Origin of the sequence: Kitasatospora sp. NBC_00070, from assembly GCF_045041205.1 — a bacterium.
GTDB lineage: Bacteria > Actinomycetota > Actinomycetes > Streptomycetales > Streptomycetaceae > Kitasatospora.
Map to the genome: position 1 here is coordinate 4,159,766 of NZ_CP108247.1, position 24,750 is coordinate 4,184,515.

At 72.7% G+C, this 24,750-nt stretch carries 27 protein-coding genes; 15 read left to right on the forward strand and 12 right to left on the reverse strand.

What is annotated here, in order from left to right; all coding sequences use genetic code 11:
* Positions 1–9 precede the first annotated feature (9 nt).
* The 5 genes from OHV05_RS19275 to OHV05_RS19295 all read right to left on the reverse strand — a co-directional run bounded on the left by OHV05_RS19275 (position 10) and on the right by OHV05_RS19295 (position 5,337).
* A complete protein-coding gene (locus tag OHV05_RS19275) occupies positions 10–1,470 on the reverse strand; it encodes a sensor histidine kinase (protein WP_405018785.1) in 1,461 nt (486 codons plus the stop codon).
* Entirely contained in the window at positions 1,467–2,240 is a 774-nt protein-coding gene (locus OHV05_RS19280) for a response regulator transcription factor (protein ID WP_403036954.1), read from the reverse strand. Before OHV05_RS19280 ends, OHV05_RS19275 begins: the two co-directional genes overlap by 4 nt.
* Before the next feature lie 45 nt (positions 2,241–2,285).
* On the reverse strand, positions 2,286–3,365 hold the full coding sequence (locus OHV05_RS19285) for a S1C family serine protease (RefSeq protein ID WP_405018786.1): 1,080 nt from the start codon (positions 3,363–3,365) through the stop codon (positions 2,286–2,288).
* Positions 3,366–3,453: 88 nt separating this feature from the next.
* Complete coding sequence (locus OHV05_RS19290; RefSeq protein WP_403036959.1) at positions 3,454–4,497, reverse strand: LacI family DNA-binding transcriptional regulator; 1,044 nt, start codon at positions 4,495–4,497, stop codon at positions 3,454–3,456.
* A gap of 108 nt (positions 4,498–4,605) precedes the next feature.
* Positions 4,606–5,337 (reverse strand): response regulator transcription factor, encoded by a 732-nt coding sequence (locus OHV05_RS19295; protein ID WP_405018787.1) that lies wholly within the window; start codon positions 5,335–5,337, stop codon positions 4,606–4,608.
* A 653-nt stretch (positions 5,338–5,990) separates the two neighbouring features.
* Between OHV05_RS19295 and OHV05_RS19300 the strand changes: the two genes are divergently transcribed.
* The 6 genes from OHV05_RS19300 to OHV05_RS19325 all read left to right on the forward strand — a co-directional run bounded on the left by OHV05_RS19300 (position 5,991) and on the right by OHV05_RS19325 (position 9,249).
* A complete protein-coding gene (locus OHV05_RS19300) occupies positions 5,991–6,299 on the forward strand; it encodes a MoaD/ThiS family protein (RefSeq protein ID WP_405018788.1) in 309 nt (102 codons plus the stop codon).
* A 234-nt stretch (positions 6,300–6,533) separates the two neighbouring features.
* Positions 6,534–7,247: a hypothetical protein gene (locus tag OHV05_RS19305; RefSeq protein WP_405018789.1), complete on the forward strand. Its 714-nt coding sequence runs from the start codon at positions 6,534–6,536 to the stop codon at positions 7,245–7,247.
* A gap of 195 nt (positions 7,248–7,442) precedes the next feature.
* The gene (locus tag OHV05_RS19310) at positions 7,443–7,523 is read left to right on the forward strand and encodes an Ms5788A family Cys-rich leader peptide (protein WP_369405619.1); all 81 of its coding nucleotides are present in this window, start codon (positions 7,443–7,445) and stop codon (positions 7,521–7,523) included.
* 233 nt (positions 7,524–7,756) lie between these two features.
* Entirely contained in the window at positions 7,757–8,593 is an 837-nt protein-coding gene (locus tag OHV05_RS19315; protein ID WP_405018790.1) for a sulfurtransferase, read from the forward strand.
* A 30-nt stretch (positions 8,594–8,623) separates the two neighbouring features.
* On the forward strand, positions 8,624–8,914 hold the full coding sequence (locus tag OHV05_RS19320; protein ID WP_405018791.1) for a DUF1416 domain-containing protein: 291 nt from the start codon (positions 8,624–8,626) through the stop codon (positions 8,912–8,914).
* A 74-nt stretch (positions 8,915–8,988) separates the two neighbouring features.
* Positions 8,989–9,249: a DUF3099 domain-containing protein gene (locus tag OHV05_RS19325; protein ID WP_403036971.1), complete on the forward strand. Its 261-nt coding sequence runs from the start codon at positions 8,989–8,991 to the stop codon at positions 9,247–9,249.
* Here the strand turns inward: OHV05_RS19325 and OHV05_RS19330 are convergent.
* Positions 9,243–9,605: a DsrE family protein gene (locus OHV05_RS19330; protein WP_403036972.1), complete on the reverse strand. Its 363-nt coding sequence runs from the start codon at positions 9,603–9,605 to the stop codon at positions 9,243–9,245. The two genes, OHV05_RS19325 and OHV05_RS19330, sit on opposite strands and share 7 nt — an antisense overlap.
* 268 nt (positions 9,606–9,873) lie before the next feature.
* Between OHV05_RS19330 and OHV05_RS19335 the strand changes: the two genes are divergently transcribed.
* The 3 genes from OHV05_RS19335 (at position 9,874) to OHV05_RS19345 (ending at position 11,985) form a co-directional block, all read left to right on the forward strand.
* A complete protein-coding gene (locus tag OHV05_RS19335; RefSeq protein ID WP_403036975.1) occupies positions 9,874–10,458 on the forward strand; it encodes an FABP family protein in 585 nt (194 codons plus the stop codon).
* Between the two features lie 110 nt (positions 10,459–10,568).
* The gene (locus tag OHV05_RS19340; RefSeq protein WP_405018792.1) at positions 10,569–11,018 is read left to right on the forward strand and encodes a Fur family transcriptional regulator; all 450 of its coding nucleotides are present in this window, start codon (positions 10,569–10,571) and stop codon (positions 11,016–11,018) included.
* Between the two features lie 10 nt (positions 11,019–11,028).
* A complete protein-coding gene (locus OHV05_RS19345; RefSeq protein ID WP_405018793.1) occupies positions 11,029–11,985 on the forward strand; it encodes a YgfZ/GcvT domain-containing protein in 957 nt (318 codons plus the stop codon).
* A gap of 3 nt (positions 11,986–11,988) precedes the next feature.
* On the opposite strand, the gene dtd is transcribed toward OHV05_RS19345, so the two are convergent.
* The gene (dtd, locus tag OHV05_RS19350; protein WP_405018794.1) at positions 11,989–12,423 is read right to left on the reverse strand and encodes a D-aminoacyl-tRNA deacylase; all 435 of its coding nucleotides are present in this window, start codon (positions 12,421–12,423) and stop codon (positions 11,989–11,991) included.
* Between the two features lie 372 nt (positions 12,424–12,795).
* Between dtd and OHV05_RS19355 the strand changes: the two genes are divergently transcribed.
* Both OHV05_RS19355 and OHV05_RS19360 read left to right on the forward strand, forming a co-directional pair.
* Positions 12,796–13,335, forward strand: coding sequence for an ABC transporter substrate-binding protein (locus OHV05_RS19355; protein ID WP_403036985.1), 540 nt, complete (start codon positions 12,796–12,798; stop codon positions 13,333–13,335).
* 63 nt (positions 13,336–13,398) lie between these two features.
* Entirely contained in the window at positions 13,399–13,614 is a 216-nt protein-coding gene (locus tag OHV05_RS19360; RefSeq protein ID WP_184915732.1) for a dodecin, read from the forward strand.
* A gap of 36 nt (positions 13,615–13,650) precedes the next feature.
* Here OHV05_RS19360 and OHV05_RS19365 read toward each other — a convergent pair whose 3' ends face one another.
* From OHV05_RS19365 to OHV05_RS19375, 3 genes are read right to left on the reverse strand one after another with little or no spacing between them, the layout of a single operon-like run.
* Positions 13,651–14,469, reverse strand: coding sequence for a heme ABC transporter ATP-binding protein (locus tag OHV05_RS19365; protein ID WP_405018795.1), 819 nt, complete (start codon positions 14,467–14,469; stop codon positions 13,651–13,653).
* The gene (locus tag OHV05_RS19370) at positions 14,460–15,521 is read right to left on the reverse strand and encodes a FecCD family ABC transporter permease (protein ID WP_405018796.1); all 1,062 of its coding nucleotides are present in this window, start codon (positions 15,519–15,521) and stop codon (positions 14,460–14,462) included. Before OHV05_RS19370 ends, OHV05_RS19365 begins: the two co-directional genes overlap by 10 nt.
* A complete protein-coding gene (locus OHV05_RS19375; RefSeq protein WP_405018797.1) occupies positions 15,518–16,513 on the reverse strand; it encodes a hemin ABC transporter substrate-binding protein in 996 nt (331 codons plus the stop codon). Before OHV05_RS19375 ends, OHV05_RS19370 begins: the two co-directional genes overlap by 4 nt.
* A 160-nt stretch (positions 16,514–16,673) precedes the next feature.
* Between OHV05_RS19375 and OHV05_RS19380 the strand changes: the two genes are divergently transcribed.
* Together OHV05_RS19380 and OHV05_RS19385 are read left to right on the forward strand one after the other, a co-directional pair.
* Entirely contained in the window at positions 16,674–18,143 is a 1,470-nt protein-coding gene (locus OHV05_RS19380; RefSeq protein ID WP_405018798.1) for an HtaA domain-containing protein, read from the forward strand.
* A 39-nt stretch (positions 18,144–18,182) separates the two neighbouring features.
* The gene (locus tag OHV05_RS19385) at positions 18,183–20,267 is read left to right on the forward strand and encodes an HtaA domain-containing protein (RefSeq protein ID WP_405018799.1); all 2,085 of its coding nucleotides are present in this window, start codon (positions 18,183–18,185) and stop codon (positions 20,265–20,267) included.
* A gap of 60 nt (positions 20,268–20,327) precedes the next feature.
* On the opposite strand, the gene OHV05_RS19390 is transcribed toward OHV05_RS19385, so the two are convergent.
* Positions 20,328–20,996 carry a heme oxygenase (biliverdin-producing) gene (locus OHV05_RS19390; RefSeq protein WP_405018800.1) on the reverse strand — a complete coding sequence of 223 codons (669 nt, stop codon included), beginning with the start codon at positions 20,994–20,996 and terminating at the stop codon, positions 20,328–20,330.
* A 211-nt stretch (positions 20,997–21,207) separates the two neighbouring features.
* Complete coding sequence (locus OHV05_RS19395; protein ID WP_405018801.1) at positions 21,208–21,696, reverse strand: inorganic diphosphatase; 489 nt, start codon at positions 21,694–21,696, stop codon at positions 21,208–21,210.
* Positions 21,697–21,790: 94 nt separating this feature from the next.
* Between OHV05_RS19395 and dacB the strand changes: the two genes are divergently transcribed.
* The gene (gene dacB, locus OHV05_RS19400; RefSeq protein WP_405018802.1) at positions 21,791–23,233 is read left to right on the forward strand and encodes a D-alanyl-D-alanine carboxypeptidase/D-alanyl-D-alanine-endopeptidase; all 1,443 of its coding nucleotides are present in this window, start codon (positions 21,791–21,793) and stop codon (positions 23,231–23,233) included.
* A gap of 362 nt (positions 23,234–23,595) precedes the next feature.
* On the forward strand, positions 23,596–24,750 hold the full coding sequence (locus OHV05_RS19405; RefSeq protein ID WP_405018803.1) for a zinc-dependent metalloprotease: 1,155 nt from the start codon (positions 23,596–23,598) through the stop codon (positions 24,748–24,750).

The window sequence follows — 24,750 nt, forward strand, 5'->3', positions numbered from 1 at the left end:
GCCTGCCGCCTACGGCCGGTCGGTCTGGCCGGGGAGGCGGACGGTGGCCAGGGTGCCGGGGCCGTCCGGGGGTGCGCCGAGGGCGACCTCGCCGCCGGAGTCGCGGACGGCCTGCGCCACGATCGACAGCCCGAGGCCGGAACCGGGGAGCTGACGGGAGGACGGGGAGCGCCAGAACCGGTCGAAGACGTACTGGAGTTCGTCCTGCGGGATGCCGGGGCCGTGGTCGCGGACGGTCAACCTGCCCTGGAGCAGGGAGACTTCGACGGTGCCTGCCGGCGGGGAGTACTTGACCGCGTTGTCCAGCAGGTTGATCACCGCGCGCTCCAGTGCGGCGGCGTCGCCGTGCACGTACCAGGGCTGGATCGCGAGCTCGAAGTGCAGTCCGGGGCCGCGCAGTCGGGCCCGTTCGACGGCCCGGTCGGCGATCTCGTGCAGGGCCACCACGGTGGGGTTCTGACCGGGCCTGGGGGAGTCCGGGCGGGACAGCTGGAGCAGGTCGCCGATCAGCAGGGTGAGTTCCTGCATCTGCGCCTTCATGTTGCCGAGCAGCTTGGTGCGGGTCGCCTCGGGCAGCGGGCGGCCGGTGTCGTTGGAGCGGATCAGCAGGTCGACGTTGGTGCGGAGGGAGGTCAGCGGGGTGCGGAGCTCGTGCCCGGCGTCGGCGATCAACCGGGTCTGCCGGTCACGGGAGTTGGCCAGCGCGGTGGACATCGAGTTGAAGGAGGAGGACAGCCGGGCGATCTCGTCGTCCCCGTGCACCGGGATGGTGGAGCCGACCTCCTCGGTGCGGGCGATGTGCTCGACCACGCCCGTGAGTTGGTCCACCGGCTTCAGCGCGGACCGCGCGACCAGCCGGCCGGTCACCCCGGCCCCGACCACGCCGAGGGCGGCGACGGCGAGCAGGATGAAGGCGAGCTGCTGGAGCGACTTCTCCACCGAGGCGAGCGGCTCGGCGGCCAGCATGACGTAGGTCTGCCCCTCGTAGGGGAAGGTTGAGGCGCGCACCATGACCGACTCCCCGTTGGTGTACGTGCTCTCGTGGAAGACGTACGTCCCGGGGGCGGTGGTGGAGTTCAGCAGTGCCAGGTCGACCGAAGTGACCTTGATCGCGTGGTTGGAGCCGATCTGCAGGCAGATCTGCTGGTCGGGGCTGATGGCCTGGAGCGGCCAGCGGGGGCCGAGCGGCTGCCCGGCCGGCAGCTTGCCGACCGCGGCGGTGGCATTGGCCAGCGCCGAGTCCGGGGTGGCGCCACAGGGCCAGTAGGTGGCCCCGGGCCGAGTACCGGCGGTCGGTGAGTTCGGTGCGCCCCTGAGGTTGCTCCGTACCTGCTCGTACAGCTGTCCCCTGACGATGAACCAGCAGGCCAGCGCCGACAGCGCGATGGCGACCGCCACCGCGGCGGCGGTGAGCATGGCGAGCCGGCTCCGGAGGGAGCGGCTGCGGAACCAGCCGGTGAGTCTCTTCACGCCGCTGGGCCGGTGGCGGACCGGAGGGCGTAGCCGACGCCGCGGACGGTCTGGATCAGCCGGGGGAGGCCGCCCTGTTCGGTCTTGCGGCGCAGGTACATCACGTAGACGTCCAGCGAGTTGGAGGAGGGCTCGAAGTCGAAGCCCCAGACCGCCTTGAGGATCTGTTCCCGGGTCAGCACCTGGCGCGGGTGCGAGAGGAACATCTCCAGCAGCATGAACTCGGTCCGGGTCAGCTCGATCGGCTTGCCCTCCCGGGTGACCTCGCGGGTCGCGGTGTTCATCCGCAGGTCGGCGAAGGCGATCACCTCGGTGTCCTCGGCCTCGACCGCCGCGCGGGCGGCGGCCTCGGAGGCGAGGGCGCTGCGGCGGAGCAACGCCCGGACCCGGGCCAGCAGTTCGTCGAGTTCGAACGGCTTGGCCAGGTAGTCGTCGGCACCGACGTCGAGACCGGTGACCCGGTCGCCGACCGCGTCCCGGGCGGTGAGCATCAGGACCGGGGCGGTGTCGCCCCGGGCCCGCATCCGGCGGACGGCGGTGAGGCCGTCCATCCGGGGCATCATGATGTCGAGCAGGACCAGGTCGGGGTGGTCGCGTTCGACGGCGTCCAGCGCCTCGAAGCCGTCGGTGGCGGTGGTGACCTCGTAGCCCTCGAAGGCGAGGCTGCTCTCCAGGGCGTCCCGCAGCGCGGGCTCGTCGTCGACCACGAGGAGCCGGGCCGTGCTGCCCGGGGTCTCGGCAGAGGTGCGGTCGTCGGCGGGGGGTGTCATCGGGGCGGGACCTTTCCTAGTCCGGTCGTACGGTCATTGTGCTGCTCAGAGCTGCTGGCCGGCCTGCAACTTGGGCAGCACGTCCTTGATGTCGTTGATCGGGATGGCGAAGCCGAGCCCGACGCTGCCCGCGGTGCCGGACCCGGCGGTCGAGCTGGAGCCACTGGCCGAGTACATCGCGGAGTTGAGGCCGATCACTTGGCCGGCGGCGTTGATCAGCGGGCCGCCGGAGTTGCCGGGGTTGAGCGCGGCGTCGGTCTGCAGCGCCTTGTAGTTGGCGGTGTCGCCGCCGGTGGAGCTGCCGGAGCTGCGCTGACCGGGCAGGTTGGGGAAGCCGAAGCCGCCGTTGCCGCTGGTGGTGGACTCGTCGACCTGGACGGTGACCGGGCGGTCCTTGGCGCTGATGATGCCGGAGGTGACGGTGCCGGTCAGGCCCTCGGGGTTGCCGATGGCGACCACCGAGTCGCCGACCTGGACGGCGTCCGAGTCGCCGAGGGTGGCTGTGGGCAGCCCGCTGACGCCGTTCGCGGTGATCACGGCGACGTCCAGCGAGGCGTCGGTGCCGGTCACGGTGGCGGTCTTGGTGGAGCCGTCCTTGAAGGTCACGGTGAGCTGGCCGCCGCCGCTGACGGCGCCGGAGATCACGTGGTAGTTCGTCAGGATCTGGCCGTTCGCGGTGAGCACCACGCCGGTGCCGGTCGCGGTGCCGGAGGCGGACTTCACGGTGATCTGGACCACGCTCGGCGAGACCGCCGAGTTGATCGCGGTGACGTCGGCGCTGCCGTCGGACTTCGCGGAGACCGGGCGCACCAGGGTGCTCGAGCTGCTGCCGCCGGAGCCGTGGTCGGCGGCGATCACCCCGCCGGTGACCCCGCCGAGCAGGGCGGCCACCGTGGCCACGGCGGTGACCAGGGCCAGCCGGCCCTTGAGGAAGCCCTTACGGGCGTGGCTGACCGGGGGCACGGGCTCGGTCGGCGGTGCGGCGAAGTCCTCGGCGTACGGGCCGTGCGGGAGCACGGTGCCCTCGATCACGTGGGCGCTCGGCGCCTCGGTCGGTTGCGGCGGGGTCCAGCCCGGGTAGCCGTACGGACCCTGGTCTTCGGTGTTGCGGTGCTGGTCGCTCATGCATCCAACGTCCGCCCGGTTGATGAGAGCCGGATGAGAGCGCGGTCAGAGCCGCCCGAGAAGCCCGTTGACTTCTCATAAAGCCTGGTCAGCCCTGGGAGGGGGCTCCGCAGCCGCAGGAACGGCGGATGACCAGCCGGGACGGGAACTTCCGGACCCGCTCGGTGTCCGAGCCGGGCACCATCAGCGAGTCGTCCAGCACCAGGTCGACGGCGGCCCGGGCCATCGCGTCCCGGTCCGAGGCGACGGTGGTCAGCGGCGGGTCGGCCAGCGCGGCCTCGGGGATGTCGTCGAAGCCGGCCACCGCCAGGTCCTCCGGCACCCGCAGGCCGACCTCACGGGCGGCCCGGAGCACGCCGATCGCCTGGTCGTCGGTGGAGCAGAAGATCGCCGGCGGCCGCTGCGGCGAGCGCAGCAGGGCGACCGCGACCTCGTACGCGCCGTAGCGGTGGAACGGGGCGTCCACCAGGTTGGGCTCGACCGGCAGGCCGTGCGCGTCCATCGCGCGCTGCCAGCCCTCGACGTGGTCGATCACCGGGTCGCCGGGAGCGGGCTGCTCGACCGGGCCGCCGAAGCAGACCACGTACGGGTGCCCGTGCACCTCCAGCAGGTGGCGGACGGCGGTCTCGGCGCCGCCCACGTCGTCGGTGACCACCGCGACGTCGTCGATCGCCTCGGGCCGGCGGTGCAGCAGCACCACCTTGGCGCCCTCCATCGCGGCGAACTCCTCGGCGGCCCGCTGCGAGGGGCCCTGGCTGACCAGGATCAGGCCGGAGACCCGCATCCCGAGGAAGGCGCGGACGTAGTGCACCTCGCGGTCGTCCACGTAGTCGGAGTTGCCGATCAGCACCAGCTTGCCGCGCTCGGAGGCGGCCCGTTCGACCGCGTGCGCCATCTCGGCGAAGAACGGCTGCCGGGCGTCGGGGACGACCATGCCGACCAGGTTGGTCCGCCGGGAGGCCATCGCCTGGGCGACGCTGTTCGGCCGGTAGCCGAGCTGCTCGATCGCCGCGAGCACCTTCTCCTTGGTCGCGGGCGCGACCGGTCGCGGCCCGTTGTTGATGACGTAGCTGACGACCGCGGTCGAGGTCCCAGCCAGTCGGGCTACATCGTCACGCGTCACCTTGGCCACGGGGGGAGTCTACGCGGGTCGCGCAAGGGGGTACGGCTGGCCGCCCGACCCGCCCCGGACAGGCCGGGGCGTAGTCGGACAAGCCGGTCACGGCCGGCCGCCGGGCCGTCAGTACTCGCGGGCGGCCGGGGAGCGCTGCTCCAGCCCGGGCCGCTCGCCCTTGTCCGGCTTCTCCGGGATGACGAAGCGGTAGCCGACGTTGCGGACGGTGCCGATCAGCTGCTCGTTCTCGACGCCGAGCTTCGCCCGCAGCCGCCGGACGTGCACGTCCACCGTCCGGGTGCCGCCGAAGTAGTCGTAGCCCCAGACCTCCTGGAGCAGCTGGGCCCGGGTGAACACCCGGCCCGGGTGCTGGGCCAGGTACTTCAGCAGCTCGAACTCCTTGAAGGTCAGGTCGAGCACCCGGCCCTTGAGCTTGGCCGAGTAGGTGGCCTCGTCGACCACCAGGTCGCCGTTGCGGATCTCCATCGGGCTGTCGTCGGAGACCACCTGGAGCCGGCCCATCGCCAGCCGCAGCCGGGCCTCGACCTCGGCCGGGCCCGCGGTGTCCAGCAGGACGTCGTCGATGCCCCACTCGGCGGTCACGGCGGCCAGGCCGCCCTCGGTGACCACCAGGATCAGCGGGCAGCCGATCCCGGTGGAGCGGAGCAGCTGGCAGAGGCTGCGGATCTGCGGCAGGTCCCGGCGGCCGTCCACCAGGATGACGTCGGCGCTCGGGGTGTCGACCAGGGCGGAGCCCTCGGCCGGGGCCACCCGGACGGTGTGCAGCAGCAGGCCGAGGGCAGGCAGTACCTCGGCGGAAGGCTGCAGCGCGTTGGTGAGCAGGAGGAGAGAACTCATACCCGGTAGTCCCCTTTCCGGGTCGTCGCGGTCGCAGCCGGTCGGCCGGGGGGCCGGTGGCGGGCTGCGGTGAAGGTGGGGGAGCGGACGTCCGAGGGACGAGATCCGACCGGTTCGTGAGCGCGCAGCACCGGCCGGGGCGTGCGTCCGGGGTCCCGCAACCCCTGATGCTCCGTCTCAGTCCTGCTCATCCGCGAACCTTCCGGTCTGCTCCCGCTGCACTCCCGCCCGGCCGGGCTCCCGCACACCGTTGTGCGGCTCCGGCCGGTCGGTCCTCGCCGGCAACGGTGCGGGTGGGGCACCGTCCCGGGAGGCCATCCGTACGTGGCGTCCTGAAAGCACAAAAGGACCCGGGGGCGACTCTGCCCAGGTCCCTCACGCCACGAGAATAGCCGACCACTCCCCGCACGGGGAGGGCTGTGCACGCGTCGTCGGGCCACATCGGGTCACTCCGGGCGTGACTCCCGCCACGTCCGCGCCGTTCACCGGGTGCCGAACGCGCCACGCGCGACCAGCGCCGTTACGGCTTCCGGGCCCGGCCGGTCCATCATGGGAGCCGCACCGGCCGCACCGTACGTGTACACCTTTGGCGTGGGTGCCCCGGCAGCAGAGCCGGCGCACCGCACCGGGCGAGGACGACGAGGAGGGCTGCCATGGCAGCGCACACTTCCACCGCACGAGCGACGGCGCCCGGGGCCACCAGGGTGACCGGCACCCTCCGGTACTGGGCCGCGGCCAAGGCCGCCGCAGGGGTCGCCGAGGAGCCGTACCTGGCCGCCACGCTCGGCGAGGCGCTGGCCGAGGTCCGGCAGCGCCACGGCGACAACCCCCAGCTGCTCCGGATACTCACCCACTGCTCCTACCTGGTCGACGGCCACCAGGTGGGCGCCCGCGACCACACCACCGTCCCCCTCACCGAGGGCGGCACCATCGAGGCCCTCCCACCCTTCGCCGGCGGCTGACCCGGCCTTCCGGCACGTGGTTCGGATCTACGGCGCCAGGGGCTCGGGGAACTGCGACGCCGACCTCGGACCAGGTGATCCGTTCAGGGGCGGTCAGGCACTTTCGCAGTGACCCCGGCGCCAGATCTCCTCGCCCACGCGGCGGAGCCGCAGATCGGCAGAGCCCCGAGCCCCTGGGTAGTAGACCGCTGAGCGCCTGCCTACAGCGCAGCCCCCAGATTGGACAGTGCAGAAATGGTCCTGACCGCCGCCCCCGCGAAGAGCGACTCGCCGATCGTGGCGCCGGGCCTGCGGCCCGCGGTGCTGACGGCGGGCCTGTGCGCACTGCTGGCGGTGGCCGCTCTCGGGGGCCGGTACGGCCTTGCGGCCGGGCTGACGGTGGCTCAGGGGCTGACCGCGGTGGGGTGGTTCAGGCTGCACGGGATGTGGCCGGCCCGGCAGGGTATCGCCGGGGTGGCGCTGACGGGCTTCGCCGCCGACGCCGGGGTGTTGGTGGGTGGGGCGACCGGTCTGGCGGTGGCGCTGGGGGTCGGCCTGGTGGTGGTGCTGGTCTGGCAGACGTTCCGGCCGGCCGATCCGGCCGAGCGGTTCTATGCGCTGACCGTGCTCGGTTCCGGCGTGCTGCTGACCGGGCTGATGGCCGGGCTGCTGCTCGCGGGGCACGCCCCGGCCGCGCTGCTCGCGGTCGCGGTGGGCACGCTGCTGGCGGCGGCCCCGGTCCGGGGTGCGCTCGGGCCGGTCGCCGCGGTGATGCTGGGGGCGACCGCCGGGGTGCTGGCGGGCGGTCCGCCGGCCGCGGCGGGGCTGGCGGCGGTCGGTGCGGTGGTCGGCCACCGGGTGGCGTCGTACGACTTCCCGTCCCGGTTCGTGCACTTCACGGCGGGTGTGGTGCTGCCGCTCACGGTGGCCGCGCCGCTGGTGTGGATCGGCTCGCGGCTGGTCGGCTGACCGGCCGCCCCGTCCGCTCTGCGAGACGCACTGTCCAGCATTGCCGTTCCGGGGCCTGCCCGGCCGGGTGGCGGACGGGGCCGGGCCCGGTGCGAGTAGGGCGGGAAACCCGCAAATCTCACTATGTGATGCGAATCGTCTCACTATTCGACACGCTGATGACAGCGGCCGGTCCGAGTCCCTAGCATCGTCAGCATGAAGCGACAGGCGGACCTCACGAAGCGGCGGGCGGTAGACCTGTGCCGCGTGGCCGCCTGCCTGTGTCGAATGCGCTGAACGGGCGGTTCTGACCGGCACGTCCGGCCCTGCCCACTCCCTTGCCGCTGGCTCTGACCAGGCAGTTCCACGCCTCAGGCCGCCTCGGCACCCCTGCAAGGAAGCCCAACCCCGGCCACGCCCGTGCGTCTCGGTATTCGGACAGAATTCCGGACGGCCCGGCCTCCCGGGGTGCCGCTCACACAGACCTCCGCACCCCTTCCGCAGTACCGCCCCCGGATGGAGACACCACCATGAGCCGCAGTGACGTCCTGGTCGACGCCGACTGGGTCCAGGAGAACCTGGACAACCCGAAGGTCGTCGTCGTCGAGGTTGACGAGGACACCGCCGCGTACGAGCTGAACCACATCCGCAACGCGGTCCGGATCGACTGGAAGCAGGACCTCCAGGACCCGGTCCGCCGCGACTTCGTCGACCAGGCCGGCTTCGAGGCGCTGCTCTCGAAGAAGGGCATCGGCAACGACCACATCGTGGTGCTCTACGGCGGCAACAACAACTGGTTCGCCTCGTACGCCTACTGGTACTTCAAGCTCTACGGCCACGGTGACGTCCGCCTGCTCGACGGCGGCCGCAAGAAGTGGGAGCTCGACGCCCGCGAGCTGGTCGCCGAGGTGCCCGAGCGCGCCGCGACCGAGTACAAGGCGCAGGAGCAGGACAAGTCGATCCGCGCCTTCCGCGACGACGTGGTGAACGCGATCGGCACCCTCAACCTGGTCGACGTCCGGTCGCCCGACGAGTTCGCCGGCCGCCTGCTCGCCCCGGCCCACCTCCCGCAGGAGCAGTCGCAGCGTCCGGGCCACGTCCCGTCCGCCCGCAACATCCCGTGGGCGAAGAACGCCAACGACGACGGCACCTTCAAGTCGGACGAGGCGCTCAAGGAGCTCTACTCCGCCGAGGGCGTCGACCTGGCGAAGGACACCATCGCGTACTGCCGCATCGGTGAGCGCTCCGCGCTCACCTGGTTCGTGCTGCACGAGCTGCTGGGCCAGGAGAACGTCAAGAACTACGACGGCTCCTGGACCGAGTACGGCAGCCTGGTCGGCGTGCCGATCGCGCTCGGCGACAACTGAGCCTCTCGAACCGTAGGAAGGGAAGACATCATGTGCGGTGCGAAGGCCGGTGGCCCCGATCTGGCAGGAGTTGACGTGGCCAAGGAGACGATCATCCAGGGTTCGGTGACCCGCGACGGCGAGCCCGTCAACGGTTACGTCCGTCTGCTGGACGAGAGTGGCGAGTTCACGGCCGAGGTGCCCACCTCGGCGACCGGGCAGTTCCGCTTCTTCGCCCGTCCGGGCAAGTGGACGCTGCGCGCGCTGGTCCCGGGCGCGACCGTGGACCGGGTCGTGGTCGCCTCCCAGGGCGCCCAGACCGAGGTCGCGATCGCGGTCTGACGACCCGACAGCTCCCCGACGTACGACCGAGGGCCCTCTGCCGCGCAGGGGGCCCTCGGCCGTACCGTGGAAGGGTGCAGCAGCGCCGGAGGCACCTCTACTACTTCGTCATGATGGCCGTCTGCGTGACGATGTTCGTCCTGGCCTGGGGAGTGGTGCGGTTCTTCTCGGTGCCCGCCGCGATCGGGATGTGCGTGGTAGCGGCGGTGATACCGCCGACCGCCGCGATCTTCGCCAACAAGCGCGACCCCGAGGACGACTGGTGGCAGGACCCGCGCTGGGACGACCCCCGGTGGGACGAGCCCGGCCACGACCGGGACCGGCCGGATCAGTAGACCAGGGCCTGCACGTCGTCGGCCATGATCTCCTGCACGAACAGCTGCGCCCCGGCGATCCGGGCACCCTCGACCAGGTCCTGCTCGACGATGCCCCGGCGCACCGCGCACTGGGTGCAGACGGTGACCTGGCCGGCCGCCAGCACCGCGTCCAGCAGGTCGGGCAGCGGCGCGGCGTGCGGCAGCTCGAACTCGGCGGCCCGGCCCGGCAGTGCGAACCAGGTCGCCTCGCCGGTCAGCCAGAGCGAGACCTCGACCCCGCTGGCGACCGCGACGGCGGCCACCGTGAACGCCTGCGAACAGCGCTCCGGGGCGTCGGCTCCGGCGGTGACCTTGATGACCAGCTTCTTCGGCATGGTGACACCTTATAGACGACGTGGCGGGGCTCACCGAGACCGGCGCATACCGGGCCGATAGACTCAGCCCGTCCTGCTCTGTACCGCAACGCCGCAATGGGAGCGCCCCGTGTCCGGTCTGGAAATGTTCTTCGACGGTCTGCTCGCCCTGATGGCCGTGTTGATCACCTGGTTCGCCATCTTCGCCGTCATGAAGCTCTACCAGGGCCAGCGCTGATCCCTCCCGTACGGTTGAGGCAGTCCCACACCGACGACAGCGACCAGGAACATGATCGAGATCCCTTCTGACCTCCACAAGGACGTCGTCCCGCTGGCCTTCCTCCTCGGCACCTGGGAGGGCGCGGGCGTCTACGACTTCCCGGGCACCGAGAAGTGCAACTTCGGCCAGGAGATCGTGTTCCGGCACGACACCCGGGCCTTCCTCGAGTTCCGCTCCCGCTCCTGGGTGCTGGACAACGACGGTGAGAAGGTCCGCCCGCTGGAGACCGAGCACGGGTTCTGGCGGATCACCAGCAACCAGCACGGCACCAGCGGCGAGCGCGAGATCGAGGTCTCCTCGGTCCGCGACGACGGCACCGTGGAGATCTGGTACGGCAAGCTGCACGACGGCAAGCCGCAGATCGACCTGGCCACCGACGCGGTCGCCCGGATCGAGGGCGCGGCCCCGTACACCGGCGGCAAGCGGCTCTACGGCATGGTCGCCGAGGAACTGCTCTGGGTCGGCGAGAAGGCCGCTCCCGAGGTGCCGCTGCGGCCGTACATGTCGGCGCAGCTCAGGAAGGTGCTGAACCCGGCGAAGCTGATCCAGGACATCGCGGACCTGCCGGACGACGGCATCGCCTTCTTCCGCTGAGCCGGTGGTGCACCGTAGGGGCCGACCGGATGGTCGGTCCCTACACTTGTCGCACCCGGCCTGATCCGACGCGAATGGTCAGCAGGCCCTAGAGGCAGGGCAGGCGCACCGTGGCTGACACCGAGACCCCCTTCGACTGGAAGGCCGACCTGCGCGAGCGCGGGTACCGGCTCACCCCGCAGCGCCAGCTGGTGCTGGAGGCGGTGGACACGCTGGACCACGCCACCCCGGACGAGCTGCTGCACGAGGTCAGGAAGACCGCCAGCGGGGTCAACATCTCCACCGTGTACCGGACCCTGGAGCTGCTGGAGGAGCTCGGGCTGGTCTCGCACGCGCACCTGGGCCACGGCGCCCCGACGTACCACCTGGCCGGCCGGCACACCCACCTGCACCTGGTCTGCCGGGACTGCGAGAGCGTCACCGAGACCGACACCGCGATCGCCGCGCCGCTGATCGACAGCCTGCGCGCGGAGCACGGCTTCGACACCGACCTCAAGCACTTCGCCATCTTCGGCCGCTGCGCGGACTGCACCGCCAAGCTCGGCGGGGCACAGTCGTAAGCTTGCCGTCATGAAGAGTCCGCTGCTTGCCCTGCCCGGTGCCGTCCCCGCCGAAGGAGCCGACGAAGGGGTGGCCGCGCACTACGGCGGCCTCTTCCCCGAGCAGCGCGAACTGGCCGAGGGGCGCGGGTTCGTGGACCTCTCGCACCGGGGCGTGCTGACCGTCACCGGCGCGGACCGGCTGAGCTGGCTGCACCTGCTGATCACCCAGCACGTCAGCGCGCTGCCGCCGCAGCAGGCCACCGACGCGCTGGTGCTCTCCCCGAACGGGCACGTCGAGCACGCGCTCTACCTGGTGGACGACGGCGAGACCACCTGGGCGCACGTCGAGCCGGGCACCCAGGCGGCGCTGATCGGGTACCTGGAGAGCATGAAGTTCTTCTACCGGGTGGAGGTCGCCGACGCGACCGAGGAGTACGCCGTGGTGTACCTGCCGGCCGGCTCCGAGGCCTCCGCGGAGGGCGCCGCCGCGGTCCGCGAACTCCCGTACGGGCGGGACCTGTTCGTGCCGCGGGCCCGACTGGCCGAGCTGACCGCGGGCTACGGCCCGGCGGCCGGGGTGTGGGCGTACGAGGCGCTCCGGATCGAGGGCCACCGGCCCCGGCTGGGCTTCGAGACCGACCACCGGACCATCCCGCACGAGGTGGACTGGCTGTCCAGCGCCGTGCACCTGCAGAAGGGCTGCTACCGGGGCCAGGAGACGGTGGCCCGGGTGCACAACCTGGGGAAGCCGCCGCGCCGCCTGGTGCTGCTCAACCTGGACGGCACCGAGGAGAAGCTCCCGGCGCACGGCGCCGAGGTGCTCCGGCCCGGCCAGGACCGCCCGGTGGGCTTCGTGACCTCCTCGGCCCGGCACCACGAGCTGGGCCCGATCGCGCTGGCCCTGGTGAAGCGGAACGTGCCGGTGGACGAGGTGCTGCTGGCCGACGGCGTGCCGGGCAGCCAGGACGTGATCGTCCCGGCCTAGGCCCTACAGCTCCAGCAGGACGGTGAACGGGCCGTCGTTCACCAGCGACACCTTCATGTCGGCGCCGAACCGGCCGGTCTCCACCGTGGCGCCGAGCGCCCGGAGTTCGGCCACCACGGCGTCCACCAGGGGCTCGGCCTGCGGGCCCGGGGCCGCCGCGTTCCAGGTGGGGCGGCGGCCCTTGCGGGCGTCGCCGTAGAGCGTGAACTGACTGATCACCAGCAGCGGGGCGTCCAGGTCCGAGCAGGACAGCTCGGTCTCCCCGCCGTCGAACAGCCGTACCGACCAGAGCTTCCGGGCCAGTTGGGCGGCCTGCTCCGGGGTGTCCGCGTGGGTCACCCCGACCAGCACGCAGAGCCCGGGGCCCTCGATCGCGCCGACCGTCTCGCCGTCCACCGTCACGGCCGCCTCGGCGACCCGTTGCACCACTGCTCGCATGGGCCTCATTCTGCCGGAGCGCGTCGGCCGCCCCACGGGCGCGTGGCAGGGTCGCGCACGCCGGGGGCGCATTCCGCGCGCGGTCGGACGAGGGGCACGGCCTGCGGATTGTTCCGGTCGTATCAGCCACCCCCCTTCGCCAGGGGGCCGTTCGGGTGCACGGGCGGTGCACCGGCCGGTCCCGGATGGCACGCTGTGGGCGACGCGTGGACGAGTACCCATGCGGGGTAGGGAGTTCCGGGGTCGCTCGCACGGGTGGAGTCGCTGCCCGGCGGGAACTCCCGGCGTCGGGCGGGCGTCACCGGACACGGGGCATCCGGCGGCGGACTCAGTGGGGGATCAGTGACCGGTACAGCGGCAGGTGGTTGGTTGATGGACGCGAGCAGCACGGCCCACGAGCAGGAGTACGGCCTCACCGGGCTCGGCCTGGAGCAGCTCCGGCTGCTCCGCCGGGACGCACAGGACCAGGAGGCCGACCTCTCGTACCTGCGCCGGCTGCTGCACGGGCGGTTGGACATCCTGCGGGCCGAGCTGGCCCGCCGGCGGTCCACCGGGTCCGAGCCCGGGGGTGACGGGCTGTCGGACGCGCTGCTCGACCAGCTGCCGGCGATCCTGGCCGACACCCCGTCACCGGTCCGCCGCCCGGCCAGGCACCTGCGGCTCGGCCCGCCGCGCGGGGAGCGCTACCAGCGGGAGGCGGACGCCCTGATGGGTGACGTCCAACTGGCCGATCTGGAGGCCCACCAGACCGTCGAACTGGTGGCCGCCGTCGAGCGCCTGACGCTGCACGAGCGGGAGGTCTCCGGGCGCAGGCAGGCGCTCCAGCGGCGGGCGGACGACTGCAGCGCGGAGATCACCCGGCGCTACCGGGAGGGCGAGGCCAGGGTGGACGACCTGCTCACCGGCGGGTGAGCGTGCGGGACCGGTTCGGCTGGGGCACGGTGGGACCGGGGGCGCACCGATGGGAGAAGAGCCATGAGCGAACACGTGTACCGGGTCACCGAGATCGTCGGTTCCTCGACCGAGGGGGTGGACGCGGCGATCCGGAACGGGGTCGGGCGGGCCTCGCGGACGTTGCGCAACCTGGACTGGTTCGAGGTCACGCAGATCAGGGGGCACATCGCCGACGGCGGGGTCGCGCACTTCCAGGTGGGGCTGAAGGTCGGCTTCCGGCTGGACGACGAGGACTGACCCGCACCGGGGCTGCCCGCCCCGGCGGCGGGCAGCTCAGTGCCGGGACGGCAGGACCAGCGGGACACCGCTGACCGGGTGCGGGAAGACGTCCACGGGGTGCGCGTACACCTCGGTCAGCAGCGGGGCGTTCAGCACCTCGGCGACCGGTCCGTCGGCCACCGCGCGGCCGCCCGCGAGCAGCACCACGCGGTCGGCGTAGGCGGCGGCCAGCGAGAGGTCGTGCAGCACCACCACCACGGCGTCGCCCGCCTCGGCGCGGTCCCTGGCCACCCGCAGCACCAGCTCCTGGTGGCGCAGGTCGAGGGCGGCGGTGGGCTCGTCGAGCAGCAGCAGCGCGGCCCGCTGGGCGAGCACCCGGGCCAGCGCGATCCTGGCCCGCTCGCCGCCGGAGAGCGCGGTGAACGGGCGGTCCACGAAGGCGGCCGACTCGGTCGCGGCCAGCGCGGCGGCCACCGCCGCGTCGTCCTCCTGCTCGGCCGCCGTACCGGCCCAGGGCGCGCGGCCCATCCGGACCACCTCGCCGGCCGGGAACGGGAAGGAGAGCGCGGCGGACTGCGGCAGCAGCGCCCGGTGCAGGGCGAGTTCGGCCGGGCGGTAGCCGGCCAGCGGGCGGCCGCCGAGGGTGACCGTGCCGGAGGTCGGGGTGACGTCCCCGGCCAGCACCGAGAGCAGGGTGGACTTGCCGGCCCCGTTCGGCCCGAGCAGGGCGAGCACCTCGCCGGCCCGGACCACCAGGTCCACCCCGCCCAGCAGTTCGCGGCCCTCGACCTCCAGCCGGAGGCCGGCCGCGGTGAGCAGTTCGGCGCCCGGGAGCGGACGTTCGGGCACCTGGCGGCGTCGCTTCACGCCCAACCCCCTTGCTTGGTACGGGTCCGGCGGAGCAGCCAGAAGAAGAACGGGCTGCCGATCAGCGCGGTGAGCACGCCGAGCGGCAGTTCGGCGGGCTGGGCCAGGGTGCGGGCGGCCAGGTCGCCGAGCACCAGTACCAGCGCGCCGGCCAGCGCGCTGCCGGGCAGCAGGAAGCGGTGCCCGGGACCGGCGAGCATCCGCAGCAGGTGCGGGACGACCAGGCCGACGAAACCGATGATGCCGCTGACCGAGACGGCGGCGGCGGTCAGCAGCGCCACCACGGTGATCAGCACCAGCCGCATCCGCTCGACGTCCACGCCGAGGTGCCTGGCCGGGCGCTCGCCGAGCGCCAGCAGGTCGAGCTTCCGGGCGTGGAACGGCGCGACGGCCAGGCCGAGCAGGGCGAACGGCAGGACCGCGAGCACCTTTCCCCAGGTCGCCTGGGAGAGTGAGCCGAGCTGCCAGAAGGTCACCTGGTTGATCGCGGCGCTGTCGGCGGTGAACAGGAAGATGCCGATCAGCGCGCCGCAGAAGGCGTTCACCGCGACCCCGGTGAGCACCAGGGTGACCACCTCGGTCCGGCCGCCCGAGCGGGACATCGCGTACACCGCGAAGACCGTCAACAGGCCGGTGACGAAGGCGAAGACGGTGACCGTCCAGCTGCCGAGCGCGTCCAGGCCGAGCACGATGCAGGCGACCGCGCCGACCGCGCCGCCGGAGGACACCCCGATCACGCCGGGCTCGGCCAGCGGATTGCCGAAGACGCCCTGCATCAGGGCTCCGGCGCAGCCGAGCGAGCCGCCGACCAGCAGGGCCAGCACCACCCGGGGGAAGCGGACGTTCCAGAGCACCGACTCGGGTACCCGGTCGAGCGCGTGGCCACCGAGGCCGGCCCGGTGCGCGACCGAGGCGAGCAGGTCGCCGAGCGGGATGCGGTAGGCGCCGACCCCGGCCGCCAGCAGGGCGGCGACCAGCAGGGCGAGCCCGAGCCCGGCGGTGAGCAGGGTGCTGCGGCTGACCCTGGGGCGGGTCAACGGGAGGGCGGTGGCGGTCACTTGGCGGCCCCGTAGAGCTGGTCGGAGATCGACCTGAGCACCTCGGGGGTGCGCGGGCCGTAGCTGAGCAGGACGCCGTCCGGCACCGAGACCACCCGGCGGTCGAGACCGGCCGGGGTCTGGGCGACCCCGGGCAGCTTGAGCATCCCGTCGATGCCGCCGACCGAGTCCAGGCCCTTGCTCATCACCAGCAGGGCGTCGGGGGCGGCCTTGACCAGTGCCTCGCTGGTGAGCGGGGTGAAGTCGCCGGTCAGCCCGGAGGCGGTGCCCGCGTCCACGCCGCCGACCGCGTCGATCAGCGAGCCGGCGCCGGAGTCGGCGCCGCCGAGCAGGAAGACCGAGGCGCTGCCGCGCAGGTAGAGGAAGGCGACCTTGGGCTTGGCGCCGGTGTGCCGGACGGCGGCCTGCACCTCCTGGGTGCGGGCGGCGGTCCGCTCGGTCAACTGCCGCCCGGCGTCCGGCACTCCGAGGGCGGCGGCGACCTTGGCGATCCGGCTGTCGATGTCGGAGAGCTGCTTGGCGTCGTCCAGCACGATCAGCGGGACCCCGGCGGCGCGGATCTGTGCGATCGCCTCGGCCGGGCCGGTGGACCGGTCGGCCAGCACGACGGTGGGGTGCAGCGAGAGCACGCCCTCGGCGGAGACGTCGTGCGCCTGGGTGATCACCGGCAGCGCGGCGGCCTGCTCGAAGGTGGTGGAGACGTCCCGGGCCACCACCCGGTCACCGAGGCCGAGGCTGAACACCAGCTCGGACAGGCTGCCGCTGAGCGGGATGATCCGGTCGGCGACGGACACCGTGACCTGGCGGCCGTCGGCCGAGGTGACGGTGGCGGGCAGCACGGGGGTGGCGGCGGCCAGCGGCTCGACCCGGTCGGGCGCGGCCGGGGCCTTCGCCGCCCCGGACCCGGCGGCGGTGCCGCCGCAGGCGGCCACGGTGGCCAGCAGCAGGGCGAGGCCCAGCGCGCGGGCCCGGTTTCGGATGGTCCCCGTCAACTGCTGCTCCTTAGCTGGGTGCTGGCACGTCCGGACCGTGAAGCGGTGGTGGACCCGGGGTGTCTCTTGACGCATATATTAGGTTAGCCTTACCTGACATCCGCAAGGGGGGGCTCTGCTGAGCCCACTCCGAACCCATGCTGCCGAGGAGCCCTTCGCCATGCCCGTACCGCGACGTCTGCGCCGCCTTGCCGCCACCCTGGTCGCGGTGCTCGCGTCGCTGCTGCTGGTCGCCCTGCCGAGCGTCCCGGCGCTGGCGGCGCCCGGTACGGTTGCCGGCGGGCGGCTGGACTGGGGGTTGAAGCAGTCCTTCCTCAGCTATGTCACCGGCCCGATCGCCAAGGGCAGTTGGGGTCTCACCGGTGGGGCGGCCACGGTCGGCGGCAGCACCTTCCGGTTCCACTCGGCGACCGGGACGTACGACCCGGAGAGCGGTGCGCTGACGGCCGCCTTCTCCGGCGGGGTCACCTTCAAGGGGCATGAGTCCAACGGCAGTTACGGCCTCGACATGAAGCTCGGCCGGTTCACCCTGAAGGCCGGCGGCAGCGGCGCGGGCCTGTACGCCGACGTCAGCAGCAAGGCCAAGGACACCGGTGTGGTGAGCAACGCCACCCAGGCCAAGCTGGTCGACCTCGGCCTGGACGGGCTCGACCTGCGCGGCCGCTCCGGCACCCTGACGCTCTCCAACGTGCCCGCCACGCTGACGGCTTCGGGCGCGGTGGCGTTCGGCAACTTCTACACCGCCGGCACCGCGCTGGACCCGCTGACCGTCTCGGTCGACGTCAAGGCCGCCGCCGCTGCGACCCCGGCCGCCCCGGCCACCCCGCCGGCCGGCACCCCGGCGACCACGCCGCCGCCCCCGGCCGCCGCCACCGAGACCCCGGCGGCCCCGCCGGCCGTGACCGGGACCGAGTTCGCCCAGGGCGCGCTCGACTGGGGCGTCCGCCGGACCTTCCGGGACTACGTCACCGGCACCATCGCCAAGGGCGACTGGCAGCCGGCCGACGGCGCCGCCGACGGCGGCGCGTTCTTCCGCTGGACCCCGGCCAAGGGCAGCTACGACCCGGCCACCGGCGAACTCACCGCCGCCTTCACCGGCACCGTCCGGTTCCGGGGCCTGAGGACCGGCGACGCGTACGGGCTCGACCTCAGCCTGACCAACCCCGCGGTCAAGGTGGCCGGGGGCAAGGGCACGCTGCTGGCCGACGTGTCCGGCAGGACCGTGAGCGGTGCGGCCCAGCAGCTCCCGGCCGTCCCGCTCGGCACCTTCGACGCGGCCGCGCTCAAGCCCGAGGGCGGTCTGCTCAAGGTGACCGAACTCCCGCTGCTGCTCACCGAGGACGGCGCCAAGGCGTTCGGCGGGCTCTACCCGGCGGGCACCGCGATGGACCCGCTGAGCTTCGCCGTCGCCCTCGACCCGGCCGCCGCCCTCCCCCCGCTGCCGAACCTCGGCAGCACCCCGACCGCCACCCCCGCCACCCCCGCCGCCCCGGCGTCCGCTGCGCCGGTCGCGGCGGTCACCGGCCAGGGATCCTCGCCCTGGCCGTGGATCGCCGTCGGCGGCGGGGCGCTGGCCGCCGGTGCGGCCGTGGCCGTCACCCTGCTGGTCCGGCGTCGCCGGACCGTCTGAACTCTTCCCCGCCGCCGTTCCTGAAGGAGTACCAGCACCATGTCCGTCACCGCCAAGAGCGCCCGCCGCAACCGCACCCCCCTTCCGGCCCTGGCCGCCGTCGTGGTCGGGCTCGGTCTGACCGCCGTCGGCATGCCCTCGGTGGCGTTCGGGGCCGGGCCGGCCACGGTGGTCTACGACCAGGGCTCGCTGGACTGGGGCGTCAAGGAGTCCTTCCGCAGGTACCTGGAGGGCCCCGCCTCCCAGGGCGGCAAGATCGAGCTGACCGGCGGCACCACCCGGAACGCCGATGGCAGCTTCCACCTGGACGGCAGCGGCGCATACGACGGCACCGCCCACACGATCAGCGGCGCCTTCACCGGCGGACTCCACTTCACCGGCCACCAGGGCCAGTTGGACATCGCGCTGACCGACTTCAAGCTCACCACCGCCGGCTCCACCGGCACCATCACGGTGGACGCGGTGACCGCCGAGACCACCGAGGACCCGACCACCAAGGCGAAGAGCACCAAGCTGGTCACGCGCTCGGACGTCCCGCTGGTCACCTTCGCGGTCGGCCGCGACACCACCACCGGGGTGGCCACCCCGACCACGCTGACCGAGGACGGCTCCAAGGCGTTCGGCGGCTTCTACCAGGCCGGTGCGGCGATGGACCCGGTCAAGCTGGTGCTGACCAAGTCGACGCCGTCGCCGTCCGCGAGCCCGTCCGCCTCGGCCTCTCCCTCAGCTTCGGCTTCGGCCTCTGCGTCGGCGAGCCCGAGCGCGCCGTCCGAACTGCCGATCGTGGACGGCGTCCTGAACTGGGGCGTCAAGAAGTCCTTCGTCAGCTACCTGACCAGCCCGGCCGCTGCGGGCAAGGTGGAGTTCGGCGGCGGCGCGGCCGACTTCCGGTTCGCCGGCGGCAGCGGCGCGTACAACACCAAGACCCACGCCGTCTCGGCCGGGTACCAGGGCTCGGTGCACTTCCTCGGCCACCCGAAGGACGGCGGCTACGAGCTCGACCTGACCTTCGCCAACCTGGCCGTCGCGGTGGACCAGGGCGGCGCGTTCCTGACCGCCGACGTGAAGTCCAAGGCGCTGGACGGCAAGGTGACCGAGCTCAAGGGCGTCCGGACAGCCGCGCTGGACGTGTCCAAGGCCAACTTCGCGCCGGTCAACGGGGTGGTGACGCTGACCGAGCTGCCGGCCACCCTGACCGCCGACGGTGCGGCGGCCTTCGGTGGCTTCTACGGCGCCGGTACCGCGCTCGACCCGGTCAGCGCCACGCTCGCCTTCCGGAAGACCGCCCCGTCGCCCTCCGCTTCGCCGTCGGCGAGCACCTCGCCGTCCGCCCCCGCCTCGCCGTCCGCGAGTGCCTCGCCGACCCAGACGCCCGCCGAACTGCCCATCCTGGACGGTGCGTTGGACTGGGGCGTGAAGGAGTCCTTCCGCGCCTACCTGAAGACGCCGGCCGCTGCGGGCAAGGTGGAGTTCGGCGGCGGTGCGGCCGACTTCCGGTTCGGCGGCGGCAGCGGCGCGTACAACACCAAGACGCATGTGGTGACGGCCGCGTTCAAGGGTTCGGTGCGTTTCCTGGCCCACCCGAAGGACGGCGGCTACGAGCTCGACCTGACCTTCGCGGATCTCGGCCTGCGGGTGGACCAGGGCGGGGCGTTCCTGACCGCCGACGTGAAGTCCAAGGCGCTGGACGGCAAGGTGACCGAGCTCAAGGGCGCCAAGGTCGCCGCGCTGGACGTCTCCAAGGCCGGCTTCGCCCCGGTCGACGGCGTGGTGACGCTCAATCAGCTCCCGGCCGCCCTGACGGCCGAGGGCGCCTCGGTCTTCAGCGGCTTCTACCAGGCCGGTGCGGCGCTCGACCCGGTCACCGCCTCGCTGGTCTTCGACAAGGGCGCCACGGTGCCCACCCCGGCCCCGGGCACCGGCGGTACGGTCACCCCCGCCCCGGCCCCGGGCGGCAGCACCGGCGGCGGCGCGGTGCTGACCAGCAGCGGCGGCTCCACCGGCGGTGAGCTGGCCTCCACCGGGATGGACACCCCGATCGTCCCGCTGGTCGCCACGGCGGCCGGGCTGCTGCTGCTCGGTGGCGGCACCACGGTGCTGCTGCGCCGTCGCACCGTCAGGTAGGACCGGGCAGACGCCGCTGCCCCCTGGTGAACTTCACCAGGGGGCAGCGGCGTTGAGGAATCAGGCGCTGAGCGGGTAGCGCAGGTCCAGGTCCGAGAAGATCGCGCCGTTCAGCGTGAACGCCTTCTTGGTCTCGTCGGTCACCCGGCGGCGCTCCACCTCGTCCAGCGCCTGGCCGGCCGCGTCGAGCTTGGAGCGGTAGTCGCGCTTGAACGCGGCCGGGTTCTCGACCTGCTCGAAGACGTAGAAGTGCACCCCGGGGCCCTTCTTCTCGAAGCCCCAGGTCTTCTCGGCTATGCCACGGATGATCTGACCGCCCGACAGGTCGCCCAGGTAGCGGGTGTAGTGGTGGGCCAGGTACCCGGCCGGCCAGGTGTCGATCAACTGCTCCAGCCGGGCCACGTACGCGGCGGTGGCGGGCGAGGCGGTCAGCCCGGCCTGCCAGTCGGCGCCGCGCAGGTGCAGCAGGTCGGCCTCCAGGGCGGCGGTGCGGAACAGCGCCGGGTCGATGAACGGACCGATCACCGGGTGCTCGGCGAGCTCGGCGGCCCGGCCCTCCAGTGCCCGGTAGACGAACCAGAGCTGCCCCGAGAGCTCCGCGTAAGCCTCCACGCCCAGCCGCCCGTTGAGCAGGTGCCCCATGAACGAGGAGGATTCGGCGGCCTCGTGCTCGGCGGCGCTGGCGGTGCGCAGCACGACGGAGAACGGGGTGGGCTCAGGGCTGGTCATGCGGACCTCCGGTTGGGGCGGATGCTGGCCCTGATTCTTATGGTTAGCCTTACCTAAGTCAACATGATGCCGACAGGGTGTCGGGAAAAGTGTCGGCACCGCGCCGCCCGCATCGGTACCGGCTGCCGTCGAAGGGCAGAAAAACGGCCGGGGCGAGCATCTCTGCTCGCCCCGGCCGGGGTGGCCCGTCGGGCCGGTGTCGGTGCCGGGCTCAGTGGCCGGACTCCTCGTGGCGCTTGACCGAGGCGACGATCTCGGCCTCGGCCTCGACGCGGCCGACCCAGTCGGCGCCCTCGACGGACTTGCCGGGCTCCAGGTCCTTGTAGACCTCGAAGAAGTGCTGGATCTCCAGGCGGTCGAACTCCGACACGTGCTGGATGTCCTGCAGGTGCTCCCAGCGCGGGTCCGTCGCCGGGACGCAGAGCAGCTTGTCGTCGCCGCCGGCCTCGTCGGTCATCTTGAACATACCGATGGCGCGGCACTTGATCAGGCAGCCCGGGAAGGTCGGCTCCTCCAGGATGACCAGCGCGTCCAGCGGGTCGCCGTCGTCCGCGAGGGTGCCCTCGACGTAGCCGTAGTCGGCCGGGTAGCGGGTCGAGGTGAAGAGCATCCGGTCCAGACGGAGGCGACCGGTCTCATGGTCGACCTCGTACTTGTTCCGCGAGCCCTTCGGAATCTCGATCAGGACGTCGAACTCCAACGGTTCCTCCAAGGTAGGGACTGACAGAATCCAAGTGTCTCCTACGGGAGGGTGTGCTCAGGAAAGGGGCCGGTCGGTGCAGCGAGGTGCAGGGGTGGGGCGTGGTCGCCGGATGGCGGTCGCCGGGATGCTCGGGGTGGCGCTGACGGCGAGTGCGCTGAGTCCGGCGTGGGCCGATCCGAGCCCGGGTGCGACGCCCGGGAAGACCGGCAGCGGTACGCCGCAGCCGCCGACCGCCGCCGGGCTCAAGGCCGTTGCCACCGGCGGCCCGGTGCTGGCCGCCAGTACGACCGGGGCGGAGGGCATGCCGACCACCGCCGGACTCCAGCGCGACCTGGCCGCGCTGCTCCAGGACAAGGCGCTCGGCACCCTCAACTTCGCCATCACCGACGGCGCCACCGGCCAACTGCTGTACGGCGCGGGCGAGAACACCCCGGCCACCCCCGCCTCCACCACCAAGCTGCTCACCGCGCTGGCCGCGCTCGAGCTGATCCCCGGCGACACCCGGCTGACCACCAGGGTGGTCAAGGGCACCGCACCGGACGAGATCGTGCTGGTCGGCGGCGGCGACCCGACCCTCTCCACGCTGCCCGTCGACCAGGTCAAGGTCGGTGGCCTGCCGGTGGACCCCGACACCGCCCCCGCCACCGTGGCCGAGCTGGCCAAGCGGACCGCCGCGGCCCTCAAGGCGGCCGGGCTGAGCTCGGTCAAGCTCGGCTTCGACGTCTCGATGTACACCGGCCCGGCGAACCACCCGCAGCACGACGCGATGAACATCGCCACCGTCACCCCGCTGATGGTGAACGAGGGCCGGATCGACCCGAAGTCCCCCGACGAGGCCCCGGCCCGGGTCTTCGACCCGGCCGGCCAGGCCGCTGACGCCTTCGCCGCGGCGCTCGGTGCCGAGGGCGTGACCGTCCAGGGCAAGCCCAAGCCCGGCGTGGTCGCCGCGGCCGGCGCCCAGCCGGTCGCCGCCGTCGAGTCGCCCACCGTCGCCCGGCTGGTCGAACGCCTGCTCACCACCTCGGACAACACCCTCAGCGAGGCGATGGCCCGTCAGGTCGCGATCGCCGCCAAGCAGCCCCCGAGCTTCGAGGGCGCCTTCGCCGCCACCCGGCTGACCCTGGAGAAGCTCGGCGTCCCGATGGCGGGCGTGGTCCTGCACGACGGCAGCGGTCTGCACACCGGCAACCAGATCTCGCCGCTGGTGCTCTCCAAGGTGCTGGCGCTGGCCGCATCGCCCGAGCAGCCGCGGCTGCGGCCGGTGCTCACCGGCCTGCCGATTGCCGGCTTCACCGGGACGCTGCTCAGTCGGTTCGGCGTCGCGACCCGGGCGCAGAACGGGATCGGCATCGTCCGCGCCAAGACCGGCACCCTGGCCGGCAGCGGCATCCACACCCTGGCGGGCACCGTCCTGGACGCCGAGGGCCGGGCACTCGCCTTCGCCCTGATGACCCGCACCACGGCCACACCCGACGCGGCCCGCGCCGCCGTCGACCGGGTCGTCGGCCAACTCGCCACCTGCGGCTGCCACTAGGCAGGTGCTCAGCTTTTTGCAGGGCGCCCGGTTGCACCACCCAAGGGCTCGGGGCTCTGCTTTTGTGCGGCTCCGCCGCGTGGGCGACGCCGACCTTTTGGCAGGTGGTTCGGAAGAGTCAGGGGCTCGGGGAACTGCGACGCCGGCCCTTGAAAGGTCACCGTTGCGTAGGTGGTCAGGCACTTTCGCAGTGACCCCGGCGCCAGATCTCCTCGCAGTTCCCCGAGCCCCTGGGTAGTGCAACCGGACGCCCTGCAAAAGGCGCAGCCCCGAGCCCCTGGGTAGTGCAACTGGACGCCCTGCCAAAGGCGCAGCCTCCGAAGCATCTGCCCGAGCCGCTGGTGGTCCCGTACGGTGAGGGCATGACGAGCGCTAGCGGCGGGGCTGGGATGGTCGACTGGGATCTCGCGGTCGCGACGGCGACCCGGCTGGCGAGGTCGGGCCCGGAGGTGAGTCGGGCCGAGGCGCGGGCGGTGGTCTCGGAGCTCCGGCGGCACGCGCTGGAGGCGGAGGAGCACGTCCGCGCCTTCACCCGGATGGGATCGAGCAGCCTGCTGACCACGGCCGCCACCCCGGTGCTGGTGGTGGACCGGCCGGGGTGGATCAGAGCCAACGTGGCGGGCTTCCGGACCATCGTCCGGCCGCTGGTGGAGAAGTTGCAGTCGCGTCGCTCGGACTCACCCGGTTCGGCGGCGCTGGGTTCGCTCGGTGAGAAGGCCACCGGGGTCGAGGTCGGTGCGGTGCTGGCGTTCCTGTCGGGGAAGGTGCTCGGTCAGTACGAGACCTTCGCCCCGGCCGAGTTCCCCGGTGCGCTGCCGGTGGCGCCGGACAGCCCGGCCGGGATCCTGGAGACGCCGCGGCAGGCGCTCCCGCCGCTGACCCCGGGGCGGCTGCTGCTGGTGGCGCCGAACATCGTCCAGGTCGAGCGCGAGCTGGACGTGAACCCGCACGACTTCCGGCTCTGGGTCTGCCTGCACGAGGAGACCCACCGGACCCAGTTCACCGCCGTCCCGTGGCTGCGCGACCACATCCAGTCCGAGGTGCAGTCCTTCCTGGCGCAGACCGACGTCGACCCGGTGGCGCTGCTGGACCGGGCCAGGGACCTGCTGGCCGGGCGTGGGGAGGAGCGCCGGGGGAGTCTGCTGGAGGTGGTCCAGTCCCCGCAGCAGCGGGACACCCTGAACCGGCTGACGGCGGTGATGTCCCTGCTGGAGGGGCACGCCGACGTGGTGATGGACGGGGTGGGCCCCGCCGTGGTGCCGAGCGTGGCGGAGATCCGGGAGAAGTTCCAGCGGCGCCGGGCCGGTGGCGCCGGCCGGCTGGACCTGGTGGTCCGGCGGCTGCTCGGGATGGACGCCAAGCTGCGGCAGTACCAGGACGGGGCGGTCTTCGTCCGGGGCGTGGTGGACCGGGTCGGGATGGACGGCTTCAACCGGGTCTGGACCTCGCCGAACACGCTGCCGACCCGTGACGAGATCCACAATCCGGGCGCCTGGGTGGCCCGGGTCACCGCCTGA

What these genes read in the sequence shown, in the direction of transcription:
- OHV05_RS19280 (WP_403036954.1), bottom strand. Translation starts at nt 2,240, where the DNA reads ATGACACCCCCCGCCGACGACCGCACCTCTGCCGAGACCCCGGGCAGC.
- OHV05_RS19285 (WP_405018786.1), bottom strand. Translation starts at nt 3,365, where the DNA reads ATGAGCGACCAGCACCGCAACACCGAAGACCAGGGTCCGTACGGCTAC.
- OHV05_RS19295 (WP_405018787.1), bottom strand. Translation starts at nt 5,337, where the DNA reads ATGAGTTCTCTCCTCCTGCTCACCAACGCGCTGCAGCCTTCCGCCGAG.
- OHV05_RS19300 (WP_405018788.1), top strand. Translation starts at nt 5,991, where the DNA reads ATGGCAGCGCACACTTCCACCGCACGAGCGACGGCGCCCGGGGCCACC.
- OHV05_RS19305 (WP_405018789.1), top strand. Translation starts at nt 6,534, where the DNA reads ATGGTCCTGACCGCCGCCCCCGCGAAGAGCGACTCGCCGATCGTGGCG.
- OHV05_RS19310 (WP_369405619.1), top strand. Translation starts at nt 7,443, where the DNA reads ATGAAGCGACAGGCGGACCTCACGAAGCGGCGGGCGGTAGACCTGTGC.
- OHV05_RS19315 (WP_405018790.1), top strand. Translation starts at nt 7,757, where the DNA reads ATGAGCCGCAGTGACGTCCTGGTCGACGCCGACTGGGTCCAGGAGAAC.
- OHV05_RS19320 (WP_405018791.1), top strand. Translation starts at nt 8,624, where the DNA reads ATGTGCGGTGCGAAGGCCGGTGGCCCCGATCTGGCAGGAGTTGACGTG.
- OHV05_RS19330 (WP_403036972.1), bottom strand. Translation starts at nt 9,605, where the DNA reads ATGCCGAAGAAGCTGGTCATCAAGGTCACCGCCGGAGCCGACGCCCCG.
- OHV05_RS19335 (WP_403036975.1), top strand. Translation starts at nt 9,874, where the DNA reads ATGATCGAGATCCCTTCTGACCTCCACAAGGACGTCGTCCCGCTGGCC.
- OHV05_RS19345 (WP_405018793.1), top strand. Translation starts at nt 11,029, where the DNA reads ATGAAGAGTCCGCTGCTTGCCCTGCCCGGTGCCGTCCCCGCCGAAGGA.
- dtd (WP_405018794.1), bottom strand. Translation starts at nt 12,423, where the DNA reads ATGCGAGCAGTGGTGCAACGGGTCGCCGAGGCGGCCGTGACGGTGGAC.
- OHV05_RS19355 (WP_403036985.1), top strand. Translation starts at nt 12,796, where the DNA reads ATGGACGCGAGCAGCACGGCCCACGAGCAGGAGTACGGCCTCACCGGG.
- OHV05_RS19360 (WP_184915732.1), top strand. Translation starts at nt 13,399, where the DNA reads ATGAGCGAACACGTGTACCGGGTCACCGAGATCGTCGGTTCCTCGACC.
- OHV05_RS19380 (WP_405018798.1), top strand. Translation starts at nt 16,674, where the DNA reads ATGCCCGTACCGCGACGTCTGCGCCGCCTTGCCGCCACCCTGGTCGCG.
- OHV05_RS19385 (WP_405018799.1), top strand. Translation starts at nt 18,183, where the DNA reads ATGTCCGTCACCGCCAAGAGCGCCCGCCGCAACCGCACCCCCCTTCCG.
- OHV05_RS19390 (WP_405018800.1), bottom strand. Translation starts at nt 20,996, where the DNA reads ATGACCAGCCCTGAGCCCACCCCGTTCTCCGTCGTGCTGCGCACCGCC.
- OHV05_RS19405 (WP_405018803.1), top strand. Translation starts at nt 23,596, where the DNA reads ATGACGAGCGCTAGCGGCGGGGCTGGGATGGTCGACTGGGATCTCGCG.